Source organism: Mesorhizobium sp. M2A.F.Ca.ET.042.01.1.1 (genome assembly GCF_003997405.1).
Taxonomy (GTDB): Bacteria; Pseudomonadota; Alphaproteobacteria; order Rhizobiales; family Rhizobiaceae; genus Mesorhizobium.
Window position 1 is genome coordinate 1 of the sequence record NZ_RZRX01000003.1, and the last position, 26,209, is coordinate 26,209.

Annotated in this window: 15 protein-coding genes and 1 pseudogene; 7 read left to right on the top strand and 9 right to left on the bottom strand. The window is 57.9% G+C overall.

What is annotated here, in order from left to right; all coding sequences use genetic code 11:
- Positions 1-109 precede the first annotated feature (109 nt).
- From EOA23_RS00850 to avs3a, 4 genes are all read right to left on the bottom strand, one after another.
- Complete coding sequence (locus EOA23_RS00850; protein ID WP_127302577.1) at positions 110-907, bottom strand: zincin-like metallopeptidase domain-containing protein; 798 nt, start codon at positions 905-907, stop codon at positions 110-112.
- 388 nt (positions 908-1,295) lie between these two features.
- Complete coding sequence (locus EOA23_RS00855; RefSeq protein WP_127302578.1) at positions 1,296-1,697, bottom strand: hypothetical protein; 402 nt, start codon at positions 1,695-1,697, stop codon at positions 1,296-1,298.
- 86 nt (positions 1,698-1,783) lie between these two features.
- On the bottom strand, positions 1,784-2,551 hold the full coding sequence (gene avs3b / locus EOA23_RS00860; protein WP_127302579.1) for an AVAST type 3 anti-phage proein Avs3b: 768 nt from the start codon (positions 2,549-2,551) through the stop codon (positions 1,784-1,786).
- Between the two features lie 7 nt (positions 2,552-2,558).
- Positions 2,559-8,867, bottom strand: coding sequence for an AVAST type 3 anti-phage nuclease/ATPase Avs3a (gene avs3a / locus EOA23_RS00865; protein WP_127302580.1), 6,309 nt, complete (start codon positions 8,865-8,867; stop codon positions 2,559-2,561).
- A 183-nt stretch (positions 8,868-9,050) separates the two neighbouring features.
- Here avs3a and EOA23_RS00870 point away from each other — a divergent pair, with 183 nt between their 5' ends.
- On the top strand, positions 9,051-10,223 hold the full coding sequence (locus EOA23_RS00870; RefSeq protein ID WP_127302581.1) for a hypothetical protein: 1,173 nt from the start codon (positions 9,051-9,053) through the stop codon (positions 10,221-10,223).
- 15 nt (positions 10,224-10,238) lie between these two features.
- On the opposite strand, the gene EOA23_RS00875 is transcribed toward EOA23_RS00870, so the two are convergent.
- Entirely contained in the window at positions 10,239-10,862 is a 624-nt protein-coding gene (locus EOA23_RS00875; RefSeq protein ID WP_127302582.1) for a hypothetical protein, read from the bottom strand.
- A gap of 142 nt (positions 10,863-11,004) precedes the next feature.
- Here EOA23_RS00875 and EOA23_RS00880 point away from each other — a divergent pair.
- A pseudogene (locus tag EOA23_RS00880) lies at positions 11,005-11,118 on the top strand (transposase); the annotation flags it as partial.
- Positions 11,119-11,712: 594 nt separating this feature from the next.
- On the opposite strand, the gene EOA23_RS00885 reads toward EOA23_RS00880, so the two are convergent.
- Positions 11,713-12,459, bottom strand: coding sequence for a hypothetical protein (locus EOA23_RS00885; RefSeq protein ID WP_127302583.1), 747 nt, complete (start codon positions 12,457-12,459; stop codon positions 11,713-11,715).
- A 1,102-nt stretch (positions 12,460-13,561) separates the two neighbouring features.
- Here EOA23_RS00885 and EOA23_RS00890 point away from each other — a divergent pair.
- Complete coding sequence (locus EOA23_RS00890; protein ID WP_127302584.1) at positions 13,562-15,199, top strand: hypothetical protein; 1,638 nt, start codon at positions 13,562-13,564, stop codon at positions 15,197-15,199.
- 226 nt (positions 15,200-15,425) lie between these two features.
- On the opposite strand, the gene EOA23_RS00895 is transcribed toward EOA23_RS00890, so the two are convergent.
- Together EOA23_RS00895 and EOA23_RS00900 are read right to left on the bottom strand one after the other, a co-directional pair.
- A complete protein-coding gene (locus tag EOA23_RS00895) occupies positions 15,426-17,165 on the bottom strand; it encodes a pentapeptide repeat-containing protein (RefSeq protein WP_127302585.1) in 1,740 nt (579 codons plus the stop codon).
- 378 nt (positions 17,166-17,543) lie between these two features.
- A complete protein-coding gene (locus tag EOA23_RS00900; RefSeq protein WP_127302586.1) occupies positions 17,544-21,614 on the bottom strand; it encodes a helix-turn-helix transcriptional regulator in 4,071 nt (1,356 codons plus the stop codon).
- Between EOA23_RS00900 and EOA23_RS00905 the strand changes: the two genes are divergently transcribed.
- From EOA23_RS00905 to EOA23_RS00915, 3 genes are all read left to right on the top strand, one after another.
- Entirely contained in the window at positions 21,615-22,313 is a 699-nt protein-coding gene (locus EOA23_RS00905) for a type IV toxin-antitoxin system AbiEi family antitoxin domain-containing protein (protein WP_210212461.1), read from the top strand. It abuts the gene before it with no gap.
- Positions 22,310-23,230 carry a nucleotidyl transferase AbiEii/AbiGii toxin family protein gene (locus tag EOA23_RS00910; RefSeq protein WP_127302587.1) on the top strand — a complete coding sequence of 307 codons (921 nt, stop codon included), beginning with the start codon at positions 22,310-22,312 and terminating at the stop codon, positions 23,228-23,230. Before EOA23_RS00905 ends, EOA23_RS00910 begins: the two co-directional genes overlap by 4 nt.
- 373 nt (positions 23,231-23,603) lie before the next feature.
- Positions 23,604-23,804, top strand: a complete 201-nt coding sequence (locus tag EOA23_RS00915; protein ID WP_127302588.1) for a hypothetical protein — start codon at positions 23,604-23,606, stop codon at positions 23,802-23,804.
- A 141-nt stretch (positions 23,805-23,945) separates the two neighbouring features.
- Here the strand turns inward: EOA23_RS00915 and EOA23_RS00920 are convergent, their stop codons facing one another.
- On the bottom strand, positions 23,946-24,485 hold the full coding sequence (locus tag EOA23_RS00920; RefSeq protein ID WP_127302589.1) for a hypothetical protein: 540 nt from the start codon (positions 24,483-24,485) through the stop codon (positions 23,946-23,948).
- Between the two features lie 204 nt (positions 24,486-24,689).
- On the opposite strand from EOA23_RS00920, the gene EOA23_RS00925 reads away from it, so the two are divergent.
- Complete coding sequence (locus tag EOA23_RS00925; protein WP_127302590.1) at positions 24,690-26,195, top strand: trypsin-like peptidase domain-containing protein; 1,506 nt, start codon at positions 24,690-24,692, stop codon at positions 26,193-26,195.
- Positions 26,196-26,209 lie beyond the last annotated feature (14 nt).

The window sequence follows — 26,209 nt, forward strand, 5'->3', positions numbered from 1 at the left end:
CGCTCTGAAATAATGCGGAGGAATGTGGCCAGAAACTCCGGACTTCTGCCAATCTGGTCACGTTCCTTCACATTATGGGCTGCTGCGGATAACTCGAGTTATGCTCACCTCACCATAACTTTAGCCAGCTTGCGACATAGGCCGCATGGTCGTCGCGCGTCTCGGGCGTCAGTTGAAGATCGGCGCAAAGAAAAGCCGCGCCGAGTTCCGCCACCAGCTCTTCCATGGCGTATCCCTCATCGCCGAAGCGCTTGCGCCCAAACTCCCGGTCGAGGCGCGTCGGGTGCTTCGTCCAATGCACAGTTTCATGGCCGAGGGTGGCGTAATAGCTCTCGGCATCGCGGAAGTCTTCAAAGACCGGCATCCGCACCTGGTCGCGGGAGATGACGTAGCACGCTGAATTGCCGCCATGCTGGATATCGGCGCCGAGCGCGGCGAAGAAGCTCTCGGCCCGTTCAATGCGCGTGATCGTCTCATCGCGCGGGGCCGGTCTCGCATAATAGGTCTCGGGCAAGCCTTCCACCTGTTCGGCATTGAAGACGGTATAGCCTTTGAGAAACGGAATGGAGGTTTCGGATTCCTCGCCGGTTGCCGTGTCGGTCTCGGTGCCGGTGATGCGGCCGGCATAGACCACAAGGCTGCCCTTCTCGCCCTTGCGGACATGCGCGCCGAGATCAAGCGCCTGTTTGAAGGTAAGCCAGAACAGGGTTGCGTATCCCTTCTCCACCGCTGCAGCCCACAGCATCAGCACGTTGATGCCCTGATAGGGAATGCCGCCCGCGCGCAGCGGCCGGGTGATGCGGCCGGCGGCATGTCCAGCATTCCACGGCTGATGCCACGGGCGCGTGCCCTGTTCGAGGGCGCGGATAATCTGGTCGGTGATCTGTTGATAAAGGTCGGTTTTCATGGCGGTCTCTTTTGGCTCGGGGTTCAGCTCCGTCTGAACCCCTGCCCGTCGGCGAGACCGGGTTAGGGGAGCAACAAGAAAGTCGTCAGGGGGAACCACCGGTTCGCAGCGACTGAGGCGGAGCCGAGGGAGTGAGAATTGGGGGATGGCGATTTTGTCGTTGCTGGGGGTCGTGAGGGCGGAGCCCTGTCGCCCCCATCTTGGGCAAGGGATCGTCACCCGAAGGGCGAAGACCCTGCGTAGCTCTGCGAAGCAGGGGCTTCGGGCGCGTGCGCCTAGAGCCCGGTCCTGTGCAGCAGGATGACCCATGTCGGCCAGTTCCGAGGCCGCCTCGCGTCAACTTCTGGCCGCGCTACGCGAGAAGCGCGGATACAGCGGGCACACGTCCCTACGCCTCACGCAATACCGCCAGAGCCTCGCCCACGAGGGTTGCGTCTCTTGCCCAGGTCTCTGATCCACCCTGAAACTTTTCGCCATGAACGTAGCTGTTTCTTACGCGGCAAACTCCCTGCACGATGAGCTGGTGGACATTGGCAAGGGGCGTGGGGCGCTCCGGCTGCCATGTCAGGCCCTCACTCATCAACTTTCGTGGCGGGTCACCGATAAGCGTTGCAGCAACTCCCGCGTTCACGATGTCAGCAAAGAATGTCGGGCCAAGCGCCTCGGCGAAAGCATCCCAATCGGCTTGAGCGTCGGATCTGTTCTTCAAGTATCCGGTGCGCTTAAGAGCATGCTCAAAACGGCCAAAAAACCGGGCAAGCTCTCTCCCGTCATCATAAGGATCAGACATCGGATTCCTCCAAGTTGACAGGATCGCAAGTCTGCAAGACAAGCTTTGGGATGACCCCACAAATCGTCAGGTGGTTTATCGAGGGCTTAAAGCTTCTTCCCTGCCCTCTTGCGGCGAGACCGACGCTCTTCAACGATCAACTGTGCAGGCTTGGCCAAACGGGAAACAGCAGGCGCCTTAAGGGCTTTGGGTTTTTTGGCTTTTGCGCCTGGCTTTCCGTTGAGTTGACTGTCGTATTCCTCGATAACCGTCGTTGCGAGTTCCACAAATCCGCGTAGCTTGTCTGCGCGATCCTTCAGAAGCTTCCGCTGCTCTTCGTCGGGATCGGTTGCGTCGGCAAGGTCGCCGTCCGCAATGATGATGCGCAAAATCGGCAATTCAATCTGCTCAAGGCCGGCCTTCTGGGCAAGCGCGACCCATACCTTAGATTTATCAATTGCGTTATCCGCTGCGTTCGCCAGGCATTGCCTGATGAGGATGCGCGCAGAATAGTCGAGGCGCTCCGCCAATTGCAGCCATCGTTGCGATGCCTTGCTTTCTTTGCGCGCACTCTCGGGTGGCAACGGAGGCGCGAAATAGCGATATGGCCCTGCGTCAGAATCAAGCGTCGCCAGCGTTCTTATTATCGGTTCGAGTTCCTGAAACGGGCGGCTGCCGCTTGGCAACTCGTGTCTGTGTTGCCAGAGGGCGAGGATCGCATCGCGGCACGCTATGACGCGCTGCGGGTGATCCTTCGCAGCTTTCTGTTCGGCATTTTTGATTTGCTCCGCAAGGTAATGGACCATCCAGCGCGACAGCGTATCATTGGTGTCGGCGAGCTTCAGTTCGGCGATGAGCTTTTTGCCAAGGGCCAAGATCGCGTCAGCATGTTTCGACACTTCCGTCGGATTTGATGAGGAAGAGTTGGACCGTGGGCGGGACTTTCTTGTTGTCATCGTCATCTCGGCTTTCGTATCGAGAGTAGCTGCGCCGCCGCTCGATTTCCACTTTAACGATCATGTCCATATCGAGCTTGCGCAACAGCTGCCGGATGAATGGTAACGACGCCTGGACCCGGCTGCCTCGGTTGTCGCTGGCGTCGTCGTCCCTTTCGTGAAATATCCCCCAGGTTTCGATCACCATGGTGGCCGGTTCCTTTGCGTCCAGCCGCCAGTGCCGGCCTTCACGGTCGGCTACCAATTTCATGCCATCAACAATTTCATTTGACGGGCGCGGCGCCGGGTAGCGAATTTCCCCCGCCCAAGGGTCTTTGTCGTCAATTCCCCGGTCACGGGTGCGGTCAATAACCCAGCCTTTCAGCTGAAATGCACCGGAATTGATTTGCCAGTCACTCGTGGCTTCAGGGATTGCGTAATCGTTCTGGTCATCAGCACTGTGCAAGGCACGGAGGAGTGCCGAGGACCTTTCGCGCGAAACAAGCGCGCTTCGGATCGTGCACTCTTCCTGTTGTCTGCCTGACGAAGCGTTCCAATAACCCCAGGGGGTCACCACGCCCGGCGACGGGAAGAACACGCGGTCTATATCTTCGCGGCCAACCGATGAGGGCCAGTCGGTGTCTTTGATGCCATTTTTCCAGGAAAGAATATCGAGCGGGATAGGGTCTCGCCGGTCGGCAAGCCAATAGCCGTCCTGGCGGGACAGGTCATGATATGACCGGAACCATTCTGAAAAGTCGTCCTCGGTCGAGTCGGGGCTACGATAGGTTGGCATCGTGTCGAGAAGCCGACCAGCCACGATCATTGTAGCGTGGGAACCTAAGTAGAAACGGAGGTCGTCAACACTTGGGTATGAGCTATTCGAATGCCGTGTGTCTTCGTAGCCGAACATCTTCCGGCGGCTTCGCGCATCCTCTCGCCAATCCAACTGGCCGGGATACTGCCAATCGTCCGTAAGGACGGTTGCCACCCGCCGCTGGATGTCGCTGCTCAAAAGGCTGAAGCACTTCGCCAGTGGCGGGAACCAATAGGATTCCATGTCATAGTCAAAATAGAAACGGTCTTCGTCATACGTCTTCGGCGACGAACGTGCGCTTCCGCGCTCATAAGAGCGTGCTTCAATCGCCGGGATCGGCGATACGTTCACCGCCAAGATTTGTGCGCGTAACTCCGGATCAAGCAACCCAGCATCGATCAGCGCAAGCGCCGCACGTTTCGCCAACTCACGAATGACAACGTGAGCTTCCGGCGGGTGCATATTTTGGAAGATGAAATCAGAATGAGCAGCGACAATATCGGGGCAATTCCTGGCTGCCCGTGCAAGAGCAATCAGAAACCACTGACGCGCATGCAGGTTGTAGAAAAATAGCCCGGCATCGGCAAACGCGCCCCCCACATTGCCGCGAACATACGCGACCAACGCCGAAATGACCGAGCGGTGCTGAAGCTCGCAGAAAGCATGAACGACGTGCGCGGCCTCCCAGCGTCTTGCAGCGCGGGGTGAAGCCAGCGCGCCAAAGATGTACCCCGCAACCGCGCTATCGATATCCCCTCCAGGCGCGAGCGCGGCAGACCACGGCCCGTCGCCGTCAGTATCCTTAAGGACCGCATCGAAAAGGTTCAGGCCGAAGCCAAGCGCGTCGGATGCTTCGCTTCGGGTTAGCTTGCCGGCAAGCAGGCCCACCAGCGTGAACAGCCGGCCGACATCTAAAATCTCAGTAACCTCGCCGATACCCGTCAGAACGACTTCGATGACATCGCCCTCAAGAACGCCTGCCAATTCACAGGCGGTCTTGAACGGCAGCACTTCGTAGTGGCGGCCGCGAGTCACATCCAGGCAATAGCGGCGACCAAAGCTTCGTAAAGCGGCAGCCAGGGCTGCCTTGACGGAAAGCCTTGTTTTCCACGCGGCGGGAAACGTCTCGAGGAAGCTCCGGAGGTGGTAAAGGTCAAATTCCGGCGCCTCGGCCAAAGCGGTAACAAATTCCGCTTCTTTCCCGCTCGGAATGCGTGCAATGGCCTGCTGGAAAAATTGATCTTGATGGTATGGCGGCTCGGATTTGCGGAAGCGCTGCTGGGCTTTCGAGAGTTCGTTTGCCACGACCGGATTGACGCCCCGGAAAATCGCGCGCCAATCCTTTTTTTTGGCATCTTCGTTCCAGTGTTTTGATGGGCGGCCCCTGCTGCCCTGCTCATTGTCCTCATCCTGCTTTCTCTGATGGCGCTCGTGGTGGTCAAGGCGTGTTTGCAAATCAGGCGCGACGATACGGTGCTTGGCGAACAGGTCCCGAACCTTGTACCACGTCGCAAGAGTGTGTCCCTGCATCTTGATGTAGTGGTAGCCGAGATCCGCTACTGACTGTTTCTCGGCGTTCGTCCGACAGGCATCGAGTGCGGAAGCGAGTATACCCGCCTCATTCCATTCCGCACGGAATCCGATCAGAGGTAGGGCCTTTCGCGCGTCCAGCACTTTTCGTTCGATAAGGAATTCAACGGCTGCCGCCAAAACCCTGCCGGGCCGGCCAAAGGCACGGTCGCGCCACCGGCTCAATATGGCGAAGGATGATACGGGGCAGAGAGCTGCGATGGCCTCAACTGTCCGATGCCAGTCGAAATGCTTATCCCGTGCAACGTAGTCGTAGGTCACTTCGGCGCAGCGCGCGAGGTTGTATGCCATTTCAGGCGCCGGTTGCGCCTGATCGGCGGCAGCTTCGGCCAAATCCAAAAGCGCTGCCCAGCGGTCCACATTTTCGTTGCCAACCTTGCTGGCAACCTCAACAGCCTGATTGAAGTACGCCTCGGCTTCCGACCGGCTTGTGGCGAGCACCGACCTTGCCAAGGTTACATACATTTCGGCTTTTGAATCGGCGTCCTCGCGCTCATCCCTTGTCAGTTGAAATGCTTGCGCCGCGTATTGAAGCGCATGAGCTGATAGCCCTGCAGAACGCGCCATGGAACGTGCAAGCCGTGCGAGCGTCGGGGTATAAAGGGGCCTCTTTAGCCCTGCGGTCCAGTCAATAAGCCTCTGAATGGATGCGCGGTCGGTCGCCTTGGCATGCACCAAGATGGACAACCAGAGGTCGGCAACTTGATCGGCGGTGCGCCACTCTTCGCGGTGGTTGATCCGCGCGGCAGAAGCAGATTCCGTGATTGTCCGCGAAATGGCGCTCGCCAGCCCTGCCTTGCCGGCCCTTTTTACCAGCCGTTCCGCCCAAAGCGTGTGCCATGGCAACAAGGCCCCGACGTCTTCTTTGAACTCCTGGGCTTCTTGCGACTGGGAATAATTGTTTTCCTTTTCAATCTCCGCACGAAGCTCGGCATGCGCAAGGTCGAGCAAATTCAGCGTCTTTCCGAGCAATGCCGCGTGCAGGGCGTAGGCGAGAATGATCGGTGCCCGCGCATCATTGAAACGGGCGCCTAGTCCCCGTGGTGGCTCCTTGGGCAGATAGCGCGACAAAAGCTTTGCAAGTACCGTTGTCGTGCCGACAGACAGGCGATGGCATGCCTCGACCAACGCGGTCACCGCCATCAGCGGGCGGTCGTGAGCGTTCCAGTTGTCGCCCGCGTCGAATGTGACCGATGGCTTGCACAATTGCTTGAGGCACTTTGCAAGAGCCTCTTTTGGAGGCATGCGGTCGACCTCACGCAATTCCACGACAATAGCCAGCAGGAGATAGATGTTGTCGCCTGCGGCAAGCGCAAGGTCGTCAAGGTCTTTGTAGCGACTGTGATCGACGAAGCGATGCGCAAGGTACCGGCCGACGTTGAAAGGAACCGACGACGGCGTCCACCCCATTATGCTGTTGGCGCATGCGCGTGCGCCGTGGATGTTGAAGTATGCGATGGCCATTTCGCCGATATCTTTGTCGGTCATGGTTTCGCGGCCGCGTTCCTTGTCGGGAAGCCGCGACCAGTTGCGCACCCACTCCGTGGCCATGCGTAACCGGCTGCGCGCATCGCCCTGTAGCTCGGCATAGCCGGACATCAGCGCCGCTTCATAGGCATTGTGCGAGCCGACCCAACGCGATCCAAAAATCTTCCGCGAAACGAGTTCTTGAGCGCGACCGGCTTCCATGAGGGCCGAAACCAGATCCGTATTTGCTTGGAGAAGTGCCCGTTGGCGCTCATCACCTGCCGTCTCGCCGCCGGCCTTTAAGGCAAGTTTGGCAGCATCGAGATAGCGCTTGGCGCGAAGGCTCGCTTTCAGTGCAAATTGCAGGCGCTGAAGTTCGACATCCCGCCGGTCGAGCGGATTGAGTTCCGGCAACGCTTCCGAAGAGAGCGCGAGTGCCACCAACTCTTCAAACTGTCCCGCTTCCAGCATCAGTTGCGGCAGTGCCGCTGCAACATAGGCGCTACCAGAAGAAAGCGGCTTGATGCTGGCGATGAATGCGCCGAGATCGGCGGCCGTCGGCTTAAATCGTTCCCTGAACCAGCTTTCGGAGGGTTCATCAAAAAACTGGATAGTCTCGCCCGTAACAATAAGCGGACGCCGAAGATCATATGCAAAGCTCTTGATGGCGGAGGCTGGAACACCGGACATTGAAGACAAAGCGGCTATGGGAACAAGTGGCCGCAAGGCCGCAAGGCCCGCGCATATGCTGTCAATCTGGGTCTTCCCCACCGCGCCGGCTTCATCGCGCATCTTGGCTATGGCTGCAGCCAGCAGGTTTCCAATCGCCTTTTCGACCGTGGTCGGATTGGGGCCTAGCTCACGCAGAATTTCTGCCAAGGTCCCACCACCTGAAAGGGCCAGCGCCTGCACACGTGGGTTTTTCGAGCTGAGGCGATGAAATTCGTCAATGTCCTGTTCACTGGCGTCCGGAAAAGCGTGACGCAGATGTGCGGCGGTCTCATCCCGGTCGAAAGCTTCCAGCTCAAGCGGCAGCGCGTTTGGCGGCGGGTCCAGCTTATCCTGGCGATGCGACCTGCAGAGCGCAACGATACGCACGCCGTCCGGTATCTGTTCTCTTAGCAAATCGCGGATGAATGCCCGCGCCTCGCCAATTTCCTCCGCCGCCATCTGCGCGTTATCCGCGGCATCGATGATAATGCACAGCAAGGCCCGCGGGTTCTTCGCGCGAAGAAGGCTAACGGCTTGTTCGAGCCGAAAGATGAATTTCTTAAGATAGTCGACCGCGCCCGCATGCAAGGTCGGAATCAGCAAGTGACATAAGGTCTTGCCGGCGAGCTCGTTGACGATCTGGACGAGCGCATCCTTATGGCGATGACGGTACCCGGTTGCGCTGCGATACTGGCCGTTTCCGAAGCAATCATAGAGAACGCTCTCAGAGCCGGGTGGCAGCCCGAGATGAATGCGGCTGGCGAAAATCGACTTGCCGATCCCTCCCTCGGCATGCACCACCACCGGCCTGCTTCCGGCGCGAACAATGGCCTTGATCAGGTCGCCTTCTTGCTTGCGCGGGATGGCGTCGCTCAATTGCTCGATAAGACAGGGCGCGGGATAAAGACGCCCCTCGTCAGCCTTCAAGGCCCGCAACACGTCCATCCGTTCAATACTGGGATTGGATGCCGCCTCGGAGAGCGCCTTGCGGTTCACCAGTTCCTTCAGTTGCGTCGGTGCATCGACATCGGCATCCGGCAAATACTGGCTGACATCCTGGAAGAGGATGTTTCGCTGATCCCACAGTGCATCATGTCTGCCCTCAAGCTTCAGCAATTTGCAGAAGTCAGCGAGTTTGGCTCCCTTCAGCCCGGTATACGTTTCCAGCTTCTTCAAATCAGCTGGCTTAACCGCAAATCCTTTCGCGGCGTTCTCGACCGCTTCCGTGAATGGCTGGCTGATTGGCCGGTTCGATACGAAAAGAAACTCGAGGGTCGGGAGTCTTCCGGTCTTAACCGATGCCGTAAGAATGGCTTTGTATCGCTTGGCAAAGCCGGTGATCGTGTTTTCAAGCCCGCTTGCCGGCCATGGCTTGTTTGGAGCCTCGGTCGAATGTTTGAGCTGGATATAGCGAACAAGGGTTGCCCTAGCAAAATCACGATCCCCGAAATACTCGGCGAGATCGATCACTTCCTCTCCGGCTGTAATTGGTCCCTTTGCAGTCCTGTCTGACGGGGATGCGCCCTCGACAGTAACCGACTTGAGGTCCGATCCGGGAGGAAGAAGATTAAGGCAGCGGCGCGCAGCCCACAGGTAATGAAACTGGTCACCGTCACGGCTGGGCCTAACCAGATTGGCCGTCGTGACCTTCTTTTTCGCAGGCTTGCGCAAGGGATTATCAACTCGTCATGATGGCGTGATCGGAAGTTTGTGCGATTCTGATTCGCAATCATAGTCTGGGCTAATACTTCCAAACGAAAACTTTCAGCTAACCGCTTCAATTGGCTGTAGATTACTACTTCCCAGCGTATTTGACCGGCTTACGATGACGGTAACCTCTGGTAGGAACCCATATTGGAAACGCTTGGCCGTAAGTTTCTTCTCCCGAAATTCGTTGCCCTGGATTCTTCCCATCTCGGCGCGATCGCCGGGGACAAGGCGGGTAAGGACAGCGCGCGCGTTAGGCGGGCCGAAACCTTCGATCAGGCTTTCATGGAAACCGGTAGTGTTTTGCTGCTGTCATGGCATCATTTTCAGGAGCTGTTCTCGCACCGAAGCGAGGAAGTGGCCGCGCAACGTGCCGCGTACCTTCAGTCGCTGCCGCTGGTGGCCTCCATCACCTCGTTCCAGAAGGAAGACATTGTTGGCTCCGTCGCCAGCCTGCAATCCTTCGAAATTGCCGCCGCATTCCAGAATCCGGCTGCGAGCGCCGCACTGGTGCGTGAAGAAGCGGCAAAAAATATGTTTCGCCTCACCAGCGGCGCTGACCTTGTGCGGCCGTTTCTCGAAAGCTGGACGATTTTGCGTGAAAGTTTTAGGCACAGCGAAGAGCGCACCCGTGAAGTGGTTGCGATTTCCAAATCCGACTTCGCCGACAACGCCAATGCAAGAATCATGGACCTTTTGAAGGATCGGATTCGCGCGCCGGATGACATGTTGCAGCAGTTTCAGCGCCTCCATGGCCGCCTTGCAGCAGATATCCGGCAGCGCGGCGACAAGCGCATTCCCGACGCGGACGATACATCGCGCGCTTTCATTGAAGACGTCATACGCATCGGCGCGGAAATCGTCCACCCCGACAACCCGGGGCTTCGGATTCTGCAAGCTTGGGGATTTGATCTGTCAGATATCGGCCCTGACACAACCCTCGTCGACCTTGGCGACATGGCAGTTTTCCGCAGGAAGCTGGAAGTGCTGAACGTGCGGCTGAAACTACCCTGGCCGGAGCTCATTGCGCGGGTAAAGGAGGACCGATTGCCCTCGGGCATCATCTACAATGCCATTCGACGCTTTCACCCTGACACGCATGAGTGGGACGGCAGTGAACTGACAGACCGCTATCTGGCCTGCCTCGCCGCCTATGTAGATGTGACCTACGTCGACAAGCGAACCTATGAAGCCTTCAGGCTTGCCCGGCAGAAATCGGAAACATTTGCCGCCCTCGCTCGACATGTGGAAAAGGCCGGAAGCTATGACACAATACCAGGCCAGCTCGCGGCACGATTTGCGCAAGCGGCGACCACCTAACTTTCAAGCCCGCCATCAATACGGCACGTCGACCACGGCGCCCGGCTCCCGGTCAGCCAATCCCCAAAACCGCGTTAGAGCGCGCACGTAACGCGTGAGGCCGCTGTCGGAGAGCTGAATGCCTTCGCTGAGAATGGCATGCTCTTCCGACTTTGCAGCGACGGCGCTGTCCGCATAGTGCCAAAGATGAGGAGCACGGTCACGCAACTTGGTCAGAGAGCCTCCGTCGCCATGCCGCACGGCGTTTCCTAACAGATGCAATTCCTCGATTGTCGCCCTCACCTGCCCTGTTTCCAGATCGAGGCCATGACGCAAACCCACGTCTCGGACAAGTTTATTGACTTCCACGGCGGCAATACCGGGACGCCGATCGTCCGGGACATGCACCCTTGCCCAAATCCGGAGTTGGCGCTCAAAGAGGCCGTCAAGTGTGAGCGCGAAGCAGCGTCGCGCTTCGAAAGCGAGCATGTTTGACGTGTGTACTTGGGCATGTTCGAGAAACTCCGCCATGGATGCCGCAGACCCGCTGGTCTTTACGCCGCTACGTAGTGGCAGATTGTCCAGCGCAGGCAGCATGACGCGCGTGTAGAAACGATGGATGTCTGCCTGAAAAATTCGAGGCAATAGATCTTGGGGCATAGGTAACCGCTTGAATCGAAAATCACCGTTGCATCGACCCGTAGCGAAGATCCAGGCAGACGGCCACACGAGAGCTACGGCGCCATACCGGCTTTGCCAACGGCCGCCATGGCATTAGCAAGCAGTTGGAACACTATCCGCCTTCACCAGCCTCCTCGATGATGGCCTGATCCGCCTGCCCAACAATGCCGCCGAGCGAGCGCTAAGCGGCATAGCCATCGGTCGCAAAGCCCTGCTCTTCGCCGGCTCCGACCGACAAATCGGGCAGACCTGCATTACCCAGCCAATGCAGGCCCGACCGGAGGCCAATGCTTAGGACCAGAGCCCGAGCGGGTTCTTCGCCCGAACGGGGAGCGACGACATGGAAGCTTGCCCCGACCAGATCGGCGGCACTGTGGCAGCATGGGTGCCAATGCCGAGATTTAGGGTCGAAAGTCTTCGCATCAATTCCTACTCGTCCACCCGAAGCGTGCCTTTGTGCGGCCTCAACTCACACGCCGCACGCTTCTTTGCTCCGATCCGGCGGCCACTTCAAAATTGCTTGCAAAGCAGCCACCTAACTCCGGGGAATCAAATCACCAACTAGGTATGCTGGTGGAAGGCTAAGACCCACTCCCCGGTTTCAGGGTCTTGAACCATCTCTCGCTTACACTGCTTCTTGTAGCGCGGGTCTGGGTTATTGTGTGGGAGCATGTCGGATCGTTCGACCTGATGGACATATTCGAGGTAGGTCTCAATCTTCGAACTTCCGCGTACCTCACCATAGCGTCCGCCCATGCGTTAAAATCCCGGTTTCGACCCAACATAAATGGGAACGAACTGCGTGAGGCACAAGGATTCGCAGACCGAGCTAACGCGGCGACTTCAACACACCAGACGCGAAGCAAGGTACGCCAAAAGCCTTCATCTCCCGTTTGATGTTCGCCGTTTCAGCCGGGCTTGCGTGAGGTGTAATCATCACTTGATTGATGAACGTCTTCGCCTCGATGTCGATATAGACACCCTCTCTCAGGGCCTGCTTGTCCAGCCAAAGGAGTCTCACTTCGTCTTCGAACTTGAAGGCACGCCGCTTGTGCAACAGCATGGTCGCGGCCATCCGGGTAACTTCTTTCTTCGATCCTTCTGCGACCGACTGAGCCAGACGAACGAGAGTTCTCTCGCCACGATACTGGACGCGGCCTAGAAAAGCGGAACCGGCGCTGTTCTCGATGAGGCTCTTTGCCGCGTTCACCATCACGTCCACCCGACAGCGGATTCGGACAATAGGAGTTTCCTTGTCGGGACCAAAGCCTGCCATCCGCCAACGCGGTTCGTCATGTGCACCCGTGGTCCAACACGAGCCGTACGATTGAAATCCCGACAAGGGACCGGGGCGATTGAACAGACGATCGCACCACCACCGCTCATAGGGGTCCTGCCAACATCGAACGGGCGAGAGCCGCAGTTTGTTAGTTTCGAAAGTCAGCTTGGCGTAACGCCATTCCAACATGTGATAGAGGAATGGTTTTGTGATTGCGGTATCCGTCATCACTTTCCGGCCATCTGCGCCGCGCTTGACGAGTGACCAAGAGATGGGATGCTTCTGGTCGACGATCATGGCAGATTCCCGAGAGCCCGCCCGGCACTCTAGTCGGCTACGAACTACCTGTCATTTGGCATCACGCCTCTGAACTCAGGCCATTCAGAGCGAGCGGCCGATGCGCGCCAGACGGTATGGCCTTGCGTCATTCCGGCTAATCGCTTAGAATAACCCTATGATTGATCTAGCAACTCATGCGTTTGAGCTCATCACGGCGATACTTGGATTGGCAACTGCAAGCCTTCCTGCGCTCTTGCTTTTAAAAAATACCTGAAAATTCGATATCTGTTTTTTTGGTCCAACCGAAAACGCCCTCGCCAGATCAGTAATCTTGAAGGACGTTGGCGCAAAGGACTGGAGAGACCTTTGTGAGAATTCTGGCGCAAGCCAAGATGAATGGCCGACAGTCAAATCTCAGACCCAGAGTTTACGCGGACGATAGTGCCGGGGCAACCGATGCCTCAGCCGCCTCAATTGACAGCTCAGATAACCGTTCTTGAGGTCACAAGGCGGCTGGCTCTACGTCTGTACGCGGCCGATTTCGGACATTAGTTGGCGCTACCCAACATCTATATCGAACCGAAACCAACCCCCAGCCTAACACGTGGACACTGCTTGCGGTGCCCGATCAAACCCGGCGGTGGAGCTGGATATGGTCCCAGCCGTCAATGGAGGCGTCTACCACCAAATCGGTTTTATTGCACTGAATGGTCAATGCTTCTGGCACTGGGACTAGAGTAGACAACCTGCAACATTTGCATATTGCCTCCCACTGCAAATTAGGCCCGTATGCCGAGCCAGCGCCTCAGCTTCCGTTATTTTCACCTGCGTATCTATTGCGCTTAGATGCGTTTCAGTACACTATGGACTGTAAAAGCAGTGAAAACGCTTGATCAAGTGCAGGTGGTAAATAAGGAGATCGCTTATGTGGTCTACTTGCCGCTTTTGGATCGTGTTGGTCACTCTCCTACCGGTGCTGCTCGCAACACCAGCCGCTGCTAGTTGCCCAGAGTGTAACGACGAACAATGCGTCTTCGGCGCCTGCATGTGTGTGAGGCGAATAGGCTGCGTTATCCCGGTCCCCATCCCCGGCACCACGAAGCCTGGCTCGGTAGTTCCCGTGACGCCACTGCCGTTGCCGCCGCCTATTCAAAAAAAAGTCGACGAGCTCGGCGCCGACGCGTCGCGCACAGTCCAGCAGCTCGGCGGCGATACGCTGACGACCATAAAGAAAGCGGCCGGCGACACGGTCCGGACTTTGCAGAAAGCCAACGGTGACGCGTTCGCCACGATTCAGAAGGCTGGTGAGGATACGATCAGCACCACCTACAAGGCCGCAGGCGACGCAGCAGCGACCTATGTGAAGGGGTGGCGCGATGTCGGTGATCAGGGAAAGCGAAGTTTTGATGATGCCATTGATGCCGGCAAGGCGGTCGAGCATTTTGTGGAAAATCAAGCCAAGGCTGAAGTAGATGCTGCAAACAATGCAGCTAAGCGATTGAGAGACGGAAAAGTTGTCGACGCTATGTGGGGGCTTGGAACGGAGCCACTCAAGTCCGACGAAGAGAACTTTGCAAAAGCAACCCAGGAAAGCAAGGTAATCAACGCGGCTGCCGCCACAGCAGCAGCCACATATGGCGGACCTGCCGGGGCTGCCGCATACGCCGCGTGGTCGACATATCGCCAAACCGGTAACGCTGACATGGCAATCCGCGCCGGACTGTTGGCTGCCGTAACCTCGCAGACTGGCTCGTCAATTGGGCAGATGCCGGCAGGCACAACAGGAGAGATCATTAAGAAGGCCGCCATGGCCGGCGCCGCCGGCGGGGTGGCAGTTGCGGCTGCCGGCGGTGACGAGCAAGCGATCAGAGACGGCTTCCTGAAGTCTGCGGGTGCAGTAGTCGTCCAAGCCGGCACTGACAAGCTGAAGGCCTATTCTCCAGAGGCCCAAGACGCATATGAGTCCGTGCAATGTATCTCGGCTCGCGACATCGACTGCTTGACGAAAACAACATGGGCGCGCGATGCAGAGGGGAAGATCCTAACCGATGAAACAACGGGGGAGCCAAGGTTCGATACCAGCGAGTTTGACCCAGACAACTACATAGGGAAGTGGAGTCGGGTTGACCCGCAGTCGGTGGAAGGCCAGGTGAATGCCGTCATCGCACAGACGTCAAAGCTGCCTAAAACCGAGGCAATACCCATCTTGGACAACAAGTGGGTTCTGACATGGACGCTAGGCAAGGAAAAATACATCAAGAAGGAAAAGCCCACTGTCGTGCTCACTTATGTCGGAGAAGACCCTCCGTTTGTTTCTACAACGACGTACGGTGACACCGCTTCCTCCGAAGCTGCGAGTCGCCAACCTGCGGTAGAGGATGCAAGACCAGATACCGGTGACAAGCTAGTCGCCTACTATGAAAAGCCGGCGGATCGAAAAAGAGTGATTGACGCCCTTGAAAAGAACTCGATCGAGTACACTAAACTTGATTACGTCGGCCCAGAACACGCGAGAGCTTTGTCAAACGCCTTGATCTGCGGACCAAATACGCGCATTTCAGATCTAAAAAAGGTCGCACTCTCGCTGATGAGGGCGGGTATTGACATCAAGTACATTGGGACTAAATCCACGAACAAACCCGGGCAGATATCTATATTGAATCTTCAGAAGAAAAAATACACGATTAACACGCCGAACATTACAAGAAAGCAGATTAATGAACTCACTTCATGCCCTTCTTCATTAAAGAATTACTAGAGAAGGCCTCGCCGCTCGAATATCGCGGCAAACAGATTGATTCACGAACAGTCCGGCAAACACCCGCGTTGGATCGGGTCACCTCCGTCGGCACAAAGAGCGTCCAATGGGCTGTCGGCTGCTGTGTCGTGGGAACAAAAAAGAAGGGGAAGTAGAACTTTCGTGTGCAATTTCACCTACAGAATCCCGTAAATAGCTGATTATATTAATCTATCTGACCCGTCCATCACGGAAATGGTCGGCCAAAGTAGGTCAATACCCAGATGGCCAGCAGGTAAAGGCTAAGGAGCGATTGACAGCCAGACATAGTGCGAACCCAGCCTGTGGCCTCGAGCGCAAACTGGCGTGGGTGCAAACGACTTATCCAATTGCCGACATTGAATTCGCGGAAGCCGAGATGGAAGGCTGAGAGAAGCGAGTACCACATAGCCCATCCGAGTGCGTCTAACTTACCACCGCGAAGGCGTTCAATCTTTATATCAGCAATCAAACCTGGGTGGCTATTGTGAACCTCGATGCGTTCTTTCGGCCAGATGCGGTAGATCCCCGCGCGGTCGTCCATCGCACGAGAACGATCCCTGATTGACCACCAATAGACAGGAATTGAAAGGAGCCAAAACCCAAGGAGAAGACTCAAAGCCCGGCTAGGATGAAGGCCATAGGCGGTGGTCCAGTCAAACGCAACAAGCCGGAACAGACCCTCAATAGCGCCTTGTCGGTCTATCCGCCAATCTTGAAGGGCGTGCTTCGTTTTGCCGCTTTCGATGGCATAGGTGACTTGGCGCTCCCCCTCGCGAAGTCCCGCTTTCTGTAGTAATTCTCGAAGCTGTACGAGGCCAATTTCCTCGCCTTTCGGATATGCCAAGGATTCGAGGCCTCGGATGCCTGCCACGTATGCGTCTGGCGGCGCTGAGGCAGGAGCATAAATCGAATCTGACAACGTTGCATATGCAAGCCCGGCACCTTTCAGATTGACGTGGAGTAGCGCCGCTCCTGTCAAGTTTGCATCAGACAGATCGGCGCCGGAAAGATTGGCGCTGGTCAAGTCTGCGCCAAAGAGGTTGGCTCCCGTCAGGGAGGCATCTGACAGTTCAGCGCGAATTAGTTTTGCGTGACTCAAGTCGGCTCCAACAAGAGTAGCCCCGGTCAGGTTAGCACCGGTCAGCTCTGCATTGGTCAATTCAGCTTTGGCCAATGTGGCCTTGGCTAAATTTGCATCGGTCAGGTAGGCGCCCGCCATTTTGGCGCTTGTCAAATCTACGCCGGAGAGGTCCGCTCCTGTCAGGTTGGCTCCGGTCAGTTTGGCGCGACTCAGGTCGGCACCTGCGAGGTTGGTGGCGATCAGATCAGTGCCAGTTAGGTCGGTGAGACTCATGTTGGTGCGGGTCAGAGTGGCTCCGGTCAGTTTGGCGAGGTTCAGGACGGCGGCTGCCAGGTTAGCTCCGGTCAGATTGGCACGGCTCAGGTCGGCCTTGGTCAAGCTCGCAACCGCTACGTCTGCGCGGGTCAGATTGGCTTCTTTAAGGGTAGCGCCGGCCAGGTTAGCGCCCGTTAGCCTTGCACCTGCCAGGTTGGCGCGGGCCAGATTGGCATCTGTCAGGTCGGAGGGGCCCAAGGTGGCGTCCGTAAGGTTGGCGCTGGTCAGATCAGCGCCGCGTAAGTTGGAGCGGCCTAGAAAAGCATTGCTAAAATTGGCTCCAGCTAGCTTGACATTGCTGAGATTGGCATCAACCAAGTTGACGTTACAAAGGTTCGGCCCCATACCTAGCTGGGCAGACACACTTATAAGCCCATTTAACTCTTCCTCGGTTGGCGCCCAACCCGGTTTATGGGGACAAACCTGTTTGGCGTCACTTTCTTGTGCTTGCGCCACCGCAACAGAAATTATGAAAAAAGCCAATATCACGATTGTGATATTTGAAAGCTCCGGACCACGCATACGGAAAACTCTCAGCTTGAGATTCAAAGAAAAAGTAACATTGATCTTAGGAAAAATCCTAGCTTGTTAGCCCCTCCCATCTCGGTGAGACGATTGAATTGCTGCGTGGGGCCAAGCGGCTTCAATCTGCGGGCCATGCATCTTCTACTACCACGACCTTTAAGAGAGCGAGCCCTCGGCAATGGAGATCAATAAAGCACTTACCTTTAGAGGCGCGTTACCCCTGTAGATGATTTATGCATTCCGACCTTCTTCGCACATGCCCTCAATTCAGCTGTCGGCACGAGATGCTTCGAAAAGCTTCCAAGAAACCCGGTCGACCCCTCGTTGCAGAACCGTTCGAGGGCGGCCAGAAGCGAACCGGCAACTCGCCAGGATCAGACCATCTTCCGTCGTTTAGCAGATTCAATAGGACCAGTCGTGCCGCTCGGCATCCTCGTCCTCGCGCTTGGCCTGCCAGTCATAGCTGTCGGCGAGCTCGTTCAGTGCCTTGGCTGTGTAAGGATGCTCGAAGGCGATGGCCTTCGCCCAGTCTCGGTATTTCGTCGCCTCGTTCCGCTCCAGCATGCCGCCATCGCCTGGCATGCGAGTTGTCACGCCACGCCGGTTTGCCTTGCCAACGCGAAACCCCTCCAGCATGGATTTGCTCCGAAAAAGGTCGAGAACGTCGCGCACGGGCTCCGCGGGCCAGTTGCCATCCCTGCCCTGAGGTGAAGACGAGAGCATCTGGCCGATCTTGCTATCGGCGATCTCGAGACGGCCGACCGAATTGGCCAGCGCGCGCGCCTCCTTGATCCATGCTTCCAGCGCCTCGCCGTCTATGCTGCTGCCTTCGCGCCGACCAGGGATGTGGTCCCAGAGTTCGAATAGCCGGTAGGCCTGGCTGGCAACCGCGCGCGCCTGTTCGGGATTGGATGGCTCGGGCTCTTCGATTCCGCTTTCGGCGCTCGGCCTGAAAACGGCGCTTAGCATTTCGATAAAAAGCTTTGGCTGCTCCGAAAGAACCGACAACAGCACCTTCGCGGGGCGGCGCGAGTGCTCAAGGACGCGCAGGTAATTCCATTCCAGCATCGCCAGAGCATCGCGATCGACATCGTCACGGGTGTCCAACTCCGTCAACGTCTCGGCGACATAGTGCTGGAACATGGTAGCCTCGTTGCCGTCCGCCTGGTTCTCCGGCGGTTGGCGCGCCGCTTGCTCGAGCACCTCAAGCAGCAGGGCGGATGGAAGGTGGACCGACTTATCGCGGCGGCCTACGAGCATCAGAGCGTGACTGGCACGACCCACGTCGATCAGTTGGCGTACGGCGTAGACGATGGCTTCGCTGTCTCCGTCTATCCAAAAGACCCGTGCGCTGCGCCAGTAGGTAGCCAGCGTCTCGCCTCCGATCGACGCGACCTGGTCCCAGGTCCATCGGCCGCTCGGCAGGGCGCGCAGGACCGTCATCAGAGCGTCCTGGCCCCAGGCGTCCGTTTGCACCCGAGCGATCAGGGCCTCAGCCCACGCCTCGTTGCGGTCCCGGAACGCAGAGATGATGAGGCCATGGGCAACGTGACGTTCGCGCGGATCGTCGCTTCTGGCAGCCGCTTCGATCATGGCATCCAGGTCGGCGGCCTTGATGCCGCTGTCGTAGAGTGCCTTGCCGACGTAGGCAGCGCTTTCTACCAGTCGAGCCAGGCCGAGGATCGCCGGAATCCCCTTCTTCTTGAAAAGGGTTGCGGCGGCCGCCTGGCGCGCAACCTCCACCTCACGCTCCTCGGCTTCCCACCCTTCGCCGACCGGTTTGGGCAAAGCAACAGAGTTGTCGAACAGCCAAGCCACCAGAGCCAGTGGGTCGCTGGGTGCAAAGCGCTCGTAGATCGCTTCCAGTCTTACCAGCACTTCTTCCGACAATGACCATTGTGCGTCGGGAAACTGTCGATGGTGGTGCAGAACACCACGAAGCTTTTCCCAAAAGATGGTGCGATCGGGGCTGCTCGTGACTTTGGGTTCGGCCGCCTCCAGCGCCTGAAGCACGTGTTCCAGGCCCTGCGAAAGGTCGCCAAGCCGATCCAGCATTGCCGACCATCTCTGAGGGTCGATGCCAACGTCTGCGATCAGCCGTTCGCGGATACTTGCTGCACCCTGCCCGATCAGGTTCCATGTCACCATTTCCGGCTTGTCGATGCTGAAATCGCGCCAGCGCGGCTGGGGCGACGGGCTTGAGATGTCGTGACCGCTCGGCAGCACGCCGAGCATCAGTTTCCACGCTGTCGCCGGCTCGTGCTTGCGGATCAGGTCGAGCGCGCGAATACGCTGCTCTTGCGTGGCATAGGTCTGCGGGCTCCAGAGCAGGTGAATCTCCTTCAGGCTGTTCATCGGTCCGTTGATGTATTTGCGCGGCTTGACGTCTATCGCGTCGAGACGTGCCAGGGCATGAGTCACGCGCGGCATCCAATCGGGTGACCATGCAAGGGATTCCAGCGCCCACATCAGATCGGACAGGTGCTCGGTACCGAAGGTGCCACCGCCGTCGTGCCCGAACAGAGCGCCGATCGGCGGATCGTTGTGGTCGAGACTGTCTTCGATGGCCCTAAGGAATGCATCGGGCGAAGCCTCGGCGAGCAGCCGAAAGTCGCCAGACAGTGACCACCAGCGCCGGGCATCGGCGCCGCGGAGCAGGCGCGCGACGATTGCGTCCGCGCGTCTCGGTGCGTCTGCGGCGGTGCGGATCTTGCCTCCCCAAAGTGCCAGCAGGATCAGCACTTGGCCCACGCCATGTCGCAGCAGGCCTGAATGGCTCGGACGAACGCCGTGGATGTCGGCCATCCAGCGGTCGTCTGGCTCCATATCAAAACGAGGATCTGGCGCTCCCAGGACCGCCTGAGCGACGTTCTCGAAGCGGCTGAGATCGCCGGGCGTCAGGTAGTGGGCCAGCAGGATCCAGGCGTCGGACGGCGAGGCCATCCGCCACGCTTCACCGACCTTCTGCAGCGGACTGTCGAATGCGCCCACAAAAGTCGCAAGGTCGGCGATGACGTTGTCGTAGGGCTGTTCTGCAAGTTCGGCCAGTCGCGCTCGGTCACCCTCCGAGGTCTCGACCCAGCCGCCGGCGAGCAGCGCCGCCAACAGCGCCTTCGGCGGAGTCGCTTCCGCCCACCAGGGAAGACGCCCGGGAGCGCCAGGGATTAGCCGACGCAGGACGGCTAGATTTCGCGCGCTATCGCGAGCCAGCGCCTGCGCGCGCGGTTCACCGATGCCCGCCGCATGGAGGGCGGTGGCGATGCCCTCCCGCGATGGGCGCGCCAAGGCTCGGACCTCGCCGCGTCCGATCAGGCGCTCATCATAAGCTTGGAGCACGAAATGACCCCGCTTGGCGAGGGAGCGGGCAAGACCCGAGTCAGGCTCGGTGAGAATGAGGATCAGCGGTCCCCTGGCATTGCCAAGGGAGCGGGCCGTCTCGGCTGTCGTCACCACCAGCGTGCGGGCACGATAGGCCGCCGCGAGATCGTCCGGCAGTTCGCTCAGCACAGCGTGAAAGAACGCCGCCACCTCTTCGGTCGTAGTCGCCTGGAGGGAAAGGACGGACGGTTCGCCACGCAGCCAGCGCAGGACCTCGGCCGAATCCTCGCTCCGGTCGGCAAGCACGAGGTCCTCGGTCAGCCGCCACTCGGTAGCGAGCGACCATTCCTGCCATAGCTCATCGAGTTCCCGCGTTCCGGGCGGCCGCTTGTTGAGACGTGACGCGATCCAGAGGCCAACTGCCGGATGCTGCTCGATCCAATGCACCAGGTCATTTGCGTCATAGACGCGTACCTCCCGCCAAGGACCAGTTGCCTGACGGGACTTGGCCCATGCGTCCTTCTGCGGCCAATGCCGTAGCGTGACAAAAATATAGGCGGAGGTAGTGGGATCGAGGGGGCCCGGTGCGGCCGTCCGCTTCTCGTAGTCCTCAGTCGCCTTCTGCTGGATGTTGCGCCGCTGGACGCTGAGTTCCCAACCCGCGTGCCCTTTCGGTATATAAGCGTTGCTGTTGACGGCGATCGTAACACCGTCCCATCCCGAGTGACGAACGCCTTCGTCGGAGGGGAAACGCAGTTCGATGTTGGGGTCGAGCGCAGCCTGGACCAGTTTGGCGAGCAGCGCGGGCAGGCTCGTCGCACCGTCTGTGCGGTCAGCCCATTCCGAAAGGTCTTGCGCACTGACCCAGCGAACCGGAGTGCCTGTCACCGCGCCGCCAGCGGTGGAGGGCACCGCCGGACCGATGACAGCGCCCATGGGCAGGAAACTGATGCCCGCGTTCTCCAGTGCGGTGCGGATAGCCTGAGCGTTGTTGGCGACTGGTGTGCGGGAGCCGCGCTCGAAATCGGCGATGGTCGATGTTCCCACGCCCGCCGCCTTCGCGAGATCCTGCTGCGACCAGGCCAAGAGGGCGCGCGCGGCCCGAACATGCTTGGGCGTAAGTTCCGTGGGCGGGCTGGAGTTTCTCATGGTCATATGAAATATATGACATCACAAAGAAAATCTCAACCGTTACCTTTTGTTGACAATAACCGATTTATGCCGACAATAGGTAACATTATGGCTGGTCGTCATATGGGTTATCGCGAACGCGCCCTTGATCTGGTCCGTGCTCGAGGCATAGCTCGAGCGCGAGACTTCAAGGCTGCCGGTATTCCGCTGATCTACCTCAAACGCCTGACTGACACCGGAGTCCTAGTTCGTCTAGGCCGCGGACTCTATCAGGATTCCGCCCACGTTGGGGAGCATATCGAGCACAATTTGGCGGAAGCGGCGCGCCTGGTCCCGAATGGCGTCATCAGCCTTATCAGTGCGCTCCGTCACCATGAGCTGACGACCCAGCTGCCACATGCGGTCTGGATGACAATCCCCTACAAGGGCCGGGCGCCAAACACGAGGAACCTTAAGATTGAAATCGTCCGAGCAACTGGGGAAGCCCTGACGGCGGCGATTGAGCTAGTGATGATCGAAGGGGTGCCGGTGCCGATCTACGGCATCGCCAAGACCGTCGCCGACTGTTTCAAGCATCGCCGGCACGTAGGCGAGGACGTGGCGATCGAGGCCCTGCGCGACGCCCTGAAGCAGCGGAAGACGACCGTTAGCGAGCTAATAAAGTATGCCGCCATCGACCGTGTGACCAGTCGAATGGAGCCATTCATCAAGGCGATGCAATGAAGGACAAAGTCATCAAGGATCCAGCCGCGTCGATCCGCGCGAGGCTGTTCGCCCACGCGAAAGCAAACGGTGACGATTTCCAGCGGGTCCTGACGCGATACGCCATTGAACGTTTGCTTTTCCGTCTAAGTCACACCGACGCGGCCGAGAGCTATGTCCTGAAAGGCGCCATGCTGTTCGTTACCTGGCCCAGGCACGCCCTTCGGCCTACCGGCGATCTCGACCTGCTCGGCTTCGGCGATCCCGCCCCCGACGCCCTGATGGCGTTGTTCAAACACATTTGCCAGATTGCCTTGCCAGAGGACGGCATCCAGTTCGACCCAGCTACGCTGAAGGTCGAGCCGGTCCGCGAAGACGACGAGTATCAAGGCGCTCGGCTGACTCTGAAGGCGGCCTTGGCTGGCGCGATCATCCCCGTGCAGGTCGACATCGGTTTTGGCGATCACGTCTACCCGCCACCGAAGCGAGAAATCTTTCCGTCCCTCCTGCCGGACCTTCCGGAAGCCAGCATCCTCATGTACCCGCCCGAGACAGTGATCGCCGAGAAGTTCGAGGCAATGATCCGCTTCGGGCAGACCAACGGCCGCGTCAAGGATTTCCATGACATCTGGGTAGCCACGCGCATATTTTCGTTTGAGATGGCCAACGTCGTGGAGGCAGTCGGCGGAACGCTGCAACGCCGCGGGACAGCCATTCCGACGGCGATGCCTGTGGGCTTGACCAAACCCTTCGCAGCGATTGCGGAGCAAGGCCTCTGGAAAGGCTTTCTGCGCCGCACGCCGCCTGTGATGGAGCCGCCCCCTTTCTCACAGCTGCTGGGTGAGCTTCGACACTTTTTCGGACCGATCATCGCCAGCCTAAGCGTCCCAGAAGGCGCGCGCGGACGTTGGGACCCCGATGGCAGCGCCTGGCGTTAATCGGCGCGTCGCCTGCGGTCATCCCTGGATGACAGTACGCAACGCAGCGATCGGCAGAACGAAACTTTAATTAAGAGTGTCGTACGGGCAATGTCACGGGTCCACGCTCTTATGGCTACCGCATTGCCGCCGGGATCCCTTGGCACAGCGTTGACCGGAACACAAAAACCGCCCCGGGTTAGACCGGGACGGTTATTGATTTATGATAAAATTGGTTGCGGGGACCGGCTTTGAGACCGCAAACTCGCCGTGGGTAATTCCCCTCAGCACTGGAACGAAGTGTAGCGCCGCTTTGACGCCCCCCTTCGAGCGACTCGACATCCGATAAGGTCGACGGCGGCGGGAGCAATGGTCCTCTTAGACGAAATACGGCTTGGCCAAGATCCGCCATCTGATCGGACAGCTTGCGGCTCTGCCAAGAGGATCGAAAGGTTTGTTCGCCAAGTCGAGTGCTACGGTCGGCAACCGCAAGCGATCGAAACAAGCGCTTGACTTAAAAGGCGGGCTAAGCCGCGCCTTCAAGGCGCTCACATGGTCGATGCATCCGAACAGAGGCAACGAAACGGGCCGCTGACTCGAACCGGTGATTATGGCAAGTTACCCCTGAATGAAGGCAGCGGTCCGACGATGTTGCAATCCTACGACTCGCCCATATAGCCGATCGTCGTCTGCACCCAGACGACCGAACTGCGACTCTGTTTTATCTAAGTAGCAATCATCGAACCCAAAGCTCAACGTCTACAGAGTCTAGTGCAGCGAGGCCGGCGCTGGGATCTCCCGGACAAGCGAGCGTAAGCTGGATGGTAACGGTCAGCGGCGCGTAAAACACATCGTCCGTTTCCCCGACCTGCGGCCAGATTTCGGCGGGGCTGTAGATGGTCCTGACGAATTGGAGGCTGTCTTCCCCACCTTCAAGTGGTGAGACCACAGTTTGGCTATCGAAGCCTCGAGCTAGTCCAAGTTGGACAGTTGCTCGTCCGCCATTGGTCAGTACCAATTGGCCTCTAAAGTCTGCCCTAGTTGCAGTCCAGGTCAAGCCAGCTGGAATCTTCGCGTCAATTGATGCCACTAAAACCGCTGTTGCAGATTTCTGGCTCTTTCCCTCGCAACGTGCATCAAGACCTTCCATCAAAATCGATACAGACCGGCCATCAGGGGCTTTGGTAACAGCAGCAACCCGAGCCTGCGCTGGAACGACGGCCAACTGCGACAATTCACTCCATTCTATAACGGTTGCCTGCGGTAGATCTGCCATGCCTCCTCCATGCCGTTAGAGCGCGACTATCAATCGTGAGTGGCCACTATCGAAGACCTTACGGTCAGCGGGTTTCGCTTAACTTGCGTGGTTACCCAAGCCTCGGTCACAACAAAAAACAACGCCACTTGACTTGTCCGAAACGAGCCGCAATGAAATAATACCGGATATTTGGAATATTTTCAACCATACGGGTGTGTAGCAATGTCCTTCAGGAACTTTCGCTCTTATGCGCCGATTTTGATCTTCAGTGCGAGCATATTGGCGTATGGTGCTACGAATGCTCAAGAATCCGGACCAGGGACTACACCGTACAAGCAGAACCCTACCGGCCTCAATTTGAATGATGGTGATATTGCGAAGCGATTCGAGGCTTTTCGCCTTGAGGCCGAAAAGCTTGCTCGGAGTCACGATGCGGTCGTTCCAATGGCTCTGCAGAAGCGATTTGTTGATGTCATCGACACAACCGGACTCGGTGCGAATGATGGCAGTGACTTTTTTGTTGCCCCTTACTCCAAGGCCATTCGGGAAAACGACGATGTCGTCGCCAAACTCGCTGAGACAGCCAAGCTCAGGATCAAGGCCAATGCCTGGGAGAATTCATCCATGCAAAGGATCTACGGGCGGCTTCTGCACGACTACGATTCTAAAATTACACCAGGGCTCGCGATTAGTCAGGATCGGCAATTCTTCGAGCGCGCTCAGAGTCTGCTCAAGACGATGCCTGGCTATGTCGAGCACGTTGTCAACGATGACTCGCAGCACGGCGCTGGGTATTTCACCCAACCGAACTACCCTGGGAAGCCGATCTTTGTCGGAGGCGGAGCCGGAGAGGCCTTTCCCAGAAGGCTGCCGTACATTGTCGACAAAACCGGTTTGCTTCCAGGGGTAGGCGTCGTCGTGCAACGGGACCAACTAAAGCCGACGGCATCGGGTTGGACATTGGCTACCACTAGCGTTGCACTTCCTTTCGGCGGTGTCCGCTACCTCCCTTGCCAGGACGAGCAAAGCTTTATGTACCGGTATCGCGCCAGCCCGCGCCTAGAGGGCAGAGTGTGTACCGCTTTCCTCCTTGGGTCAAACACACGTCTTGTGACGGCACGCCACTGCCTGCATAGCAAAGACCAGGCTATACCGTCGGACGCGGAGGACAACCCTTCACTGATAAATGTTAAGACCGAGCAATATGCAGTCGTGTTTGGTTTCCAGGCGCGTGATAGCTTGGAGAGCCCTGCGCGAACCGACTTTCCCGCGCAGAATGTGTACTTTTTCAAACAGGCGAACACTAGCGATCTCGTTGCTAACTCCGACCTGATCGAACTTGATCTTGAAAAAAAGGTGCCGCCCGATGTGGCCGTGCCGTTTGAGACCGACGATCGTAAACTGGACATGTCTTTGGCACTGCTTAAACTTACGGTCGCAGGCTATCCGGTAGGCATGCCGTTAAGTATAGATGCCGAGGAATCCCATATCACGACGATCGGGAAATTTGGCCAATTCTTCGTTGGCGGCGACAATTATCACGGTGACTCCGGGGCGCCTGTCTTTGACTCCAGCACAGGCAAGGTAATCGGACTGATGGTTGGAGGGCTCAGTGACTTCAAACTTGACCTCAACAAGACTCCCGTTTGCTATGTTGCAAATCGAACGGCAGATCCAAAGGACTCCCAGGAGGCCGCACTGCACCTGAAATCATTTCTCGCACCGTGAACGAGCTAGGCCAA

What these genes read in the sequence shown, in the direction of transcription:
- EOA23_RS00905 (WP_210212461.1), top strand. Translation starts at nt 21,615, where the DNA reads ATGAAATATATGACATCACAAAGAAAATCTCAACCGTTACCTTTTGTT.
- EOA23_RS00900 (WP_127302586.1), bottom strand. Translation starts at nt 21,614, where the DNA reads ATGACCATGAGAAACTCCAGCCCGCCCACGGAACTTACGCCCAAGCAT.
- EOA23_RS00855 (WP_127302578.1), bottom strand. Translation starts at nt 1,697, where the DNA reads ATGTCTGATCCTTATGATGACGGGAGAGAGCTTGCCCGGTTTTTTGGC.
- EOA23_RS00920 (WP_127302589.1), bottom strand. Translation starts at nt 24,485, where the DNA reads ATGGCAGATCTACCGCAGGCAACCGTTATAGAATGGAGTGAATTGTCG.
- EOA23_RS00925 (WP_127302590.1), top strand. Translation starts at nt 24,690, where the DNA reads ATGTCCTTCAGGAACTTTCGCTCTTATGCGCCGATTTTGATCTTCAGT.
- EOA23_RS00850 (WP_127302577.1), bottom strand. Translation starts at nt 907, where the DNA reads ATGAAAACCGACCTTTATCAACAGATCACCGACCAGATTATCCGCGCC.
- EOA23_RS00910 (WP_127302587.1), top strand. Translation starts at nt 22,310, where the DNA reads ATGAAGGACAAAGTCATCAAGGATCCAGCCGCGTCGATCCGCGCGAGG.
- EOA23_RS00875 (WP_127302582.1), bottom strand. Translation starts at nt 10,862, where the DNA reads ATGCCCCAAGATCTATTGCCTCGAATTTTTCAGGCAGACATCCATCGT.
- EOA23_RS00885 (WP_127302583.1), bottom strand. Translation starts at nt 12,459, where the DNA reads ATGATCGTCGACCAGAAGCATCCCATCTCTTGGTCACTCGTCAAGCGC.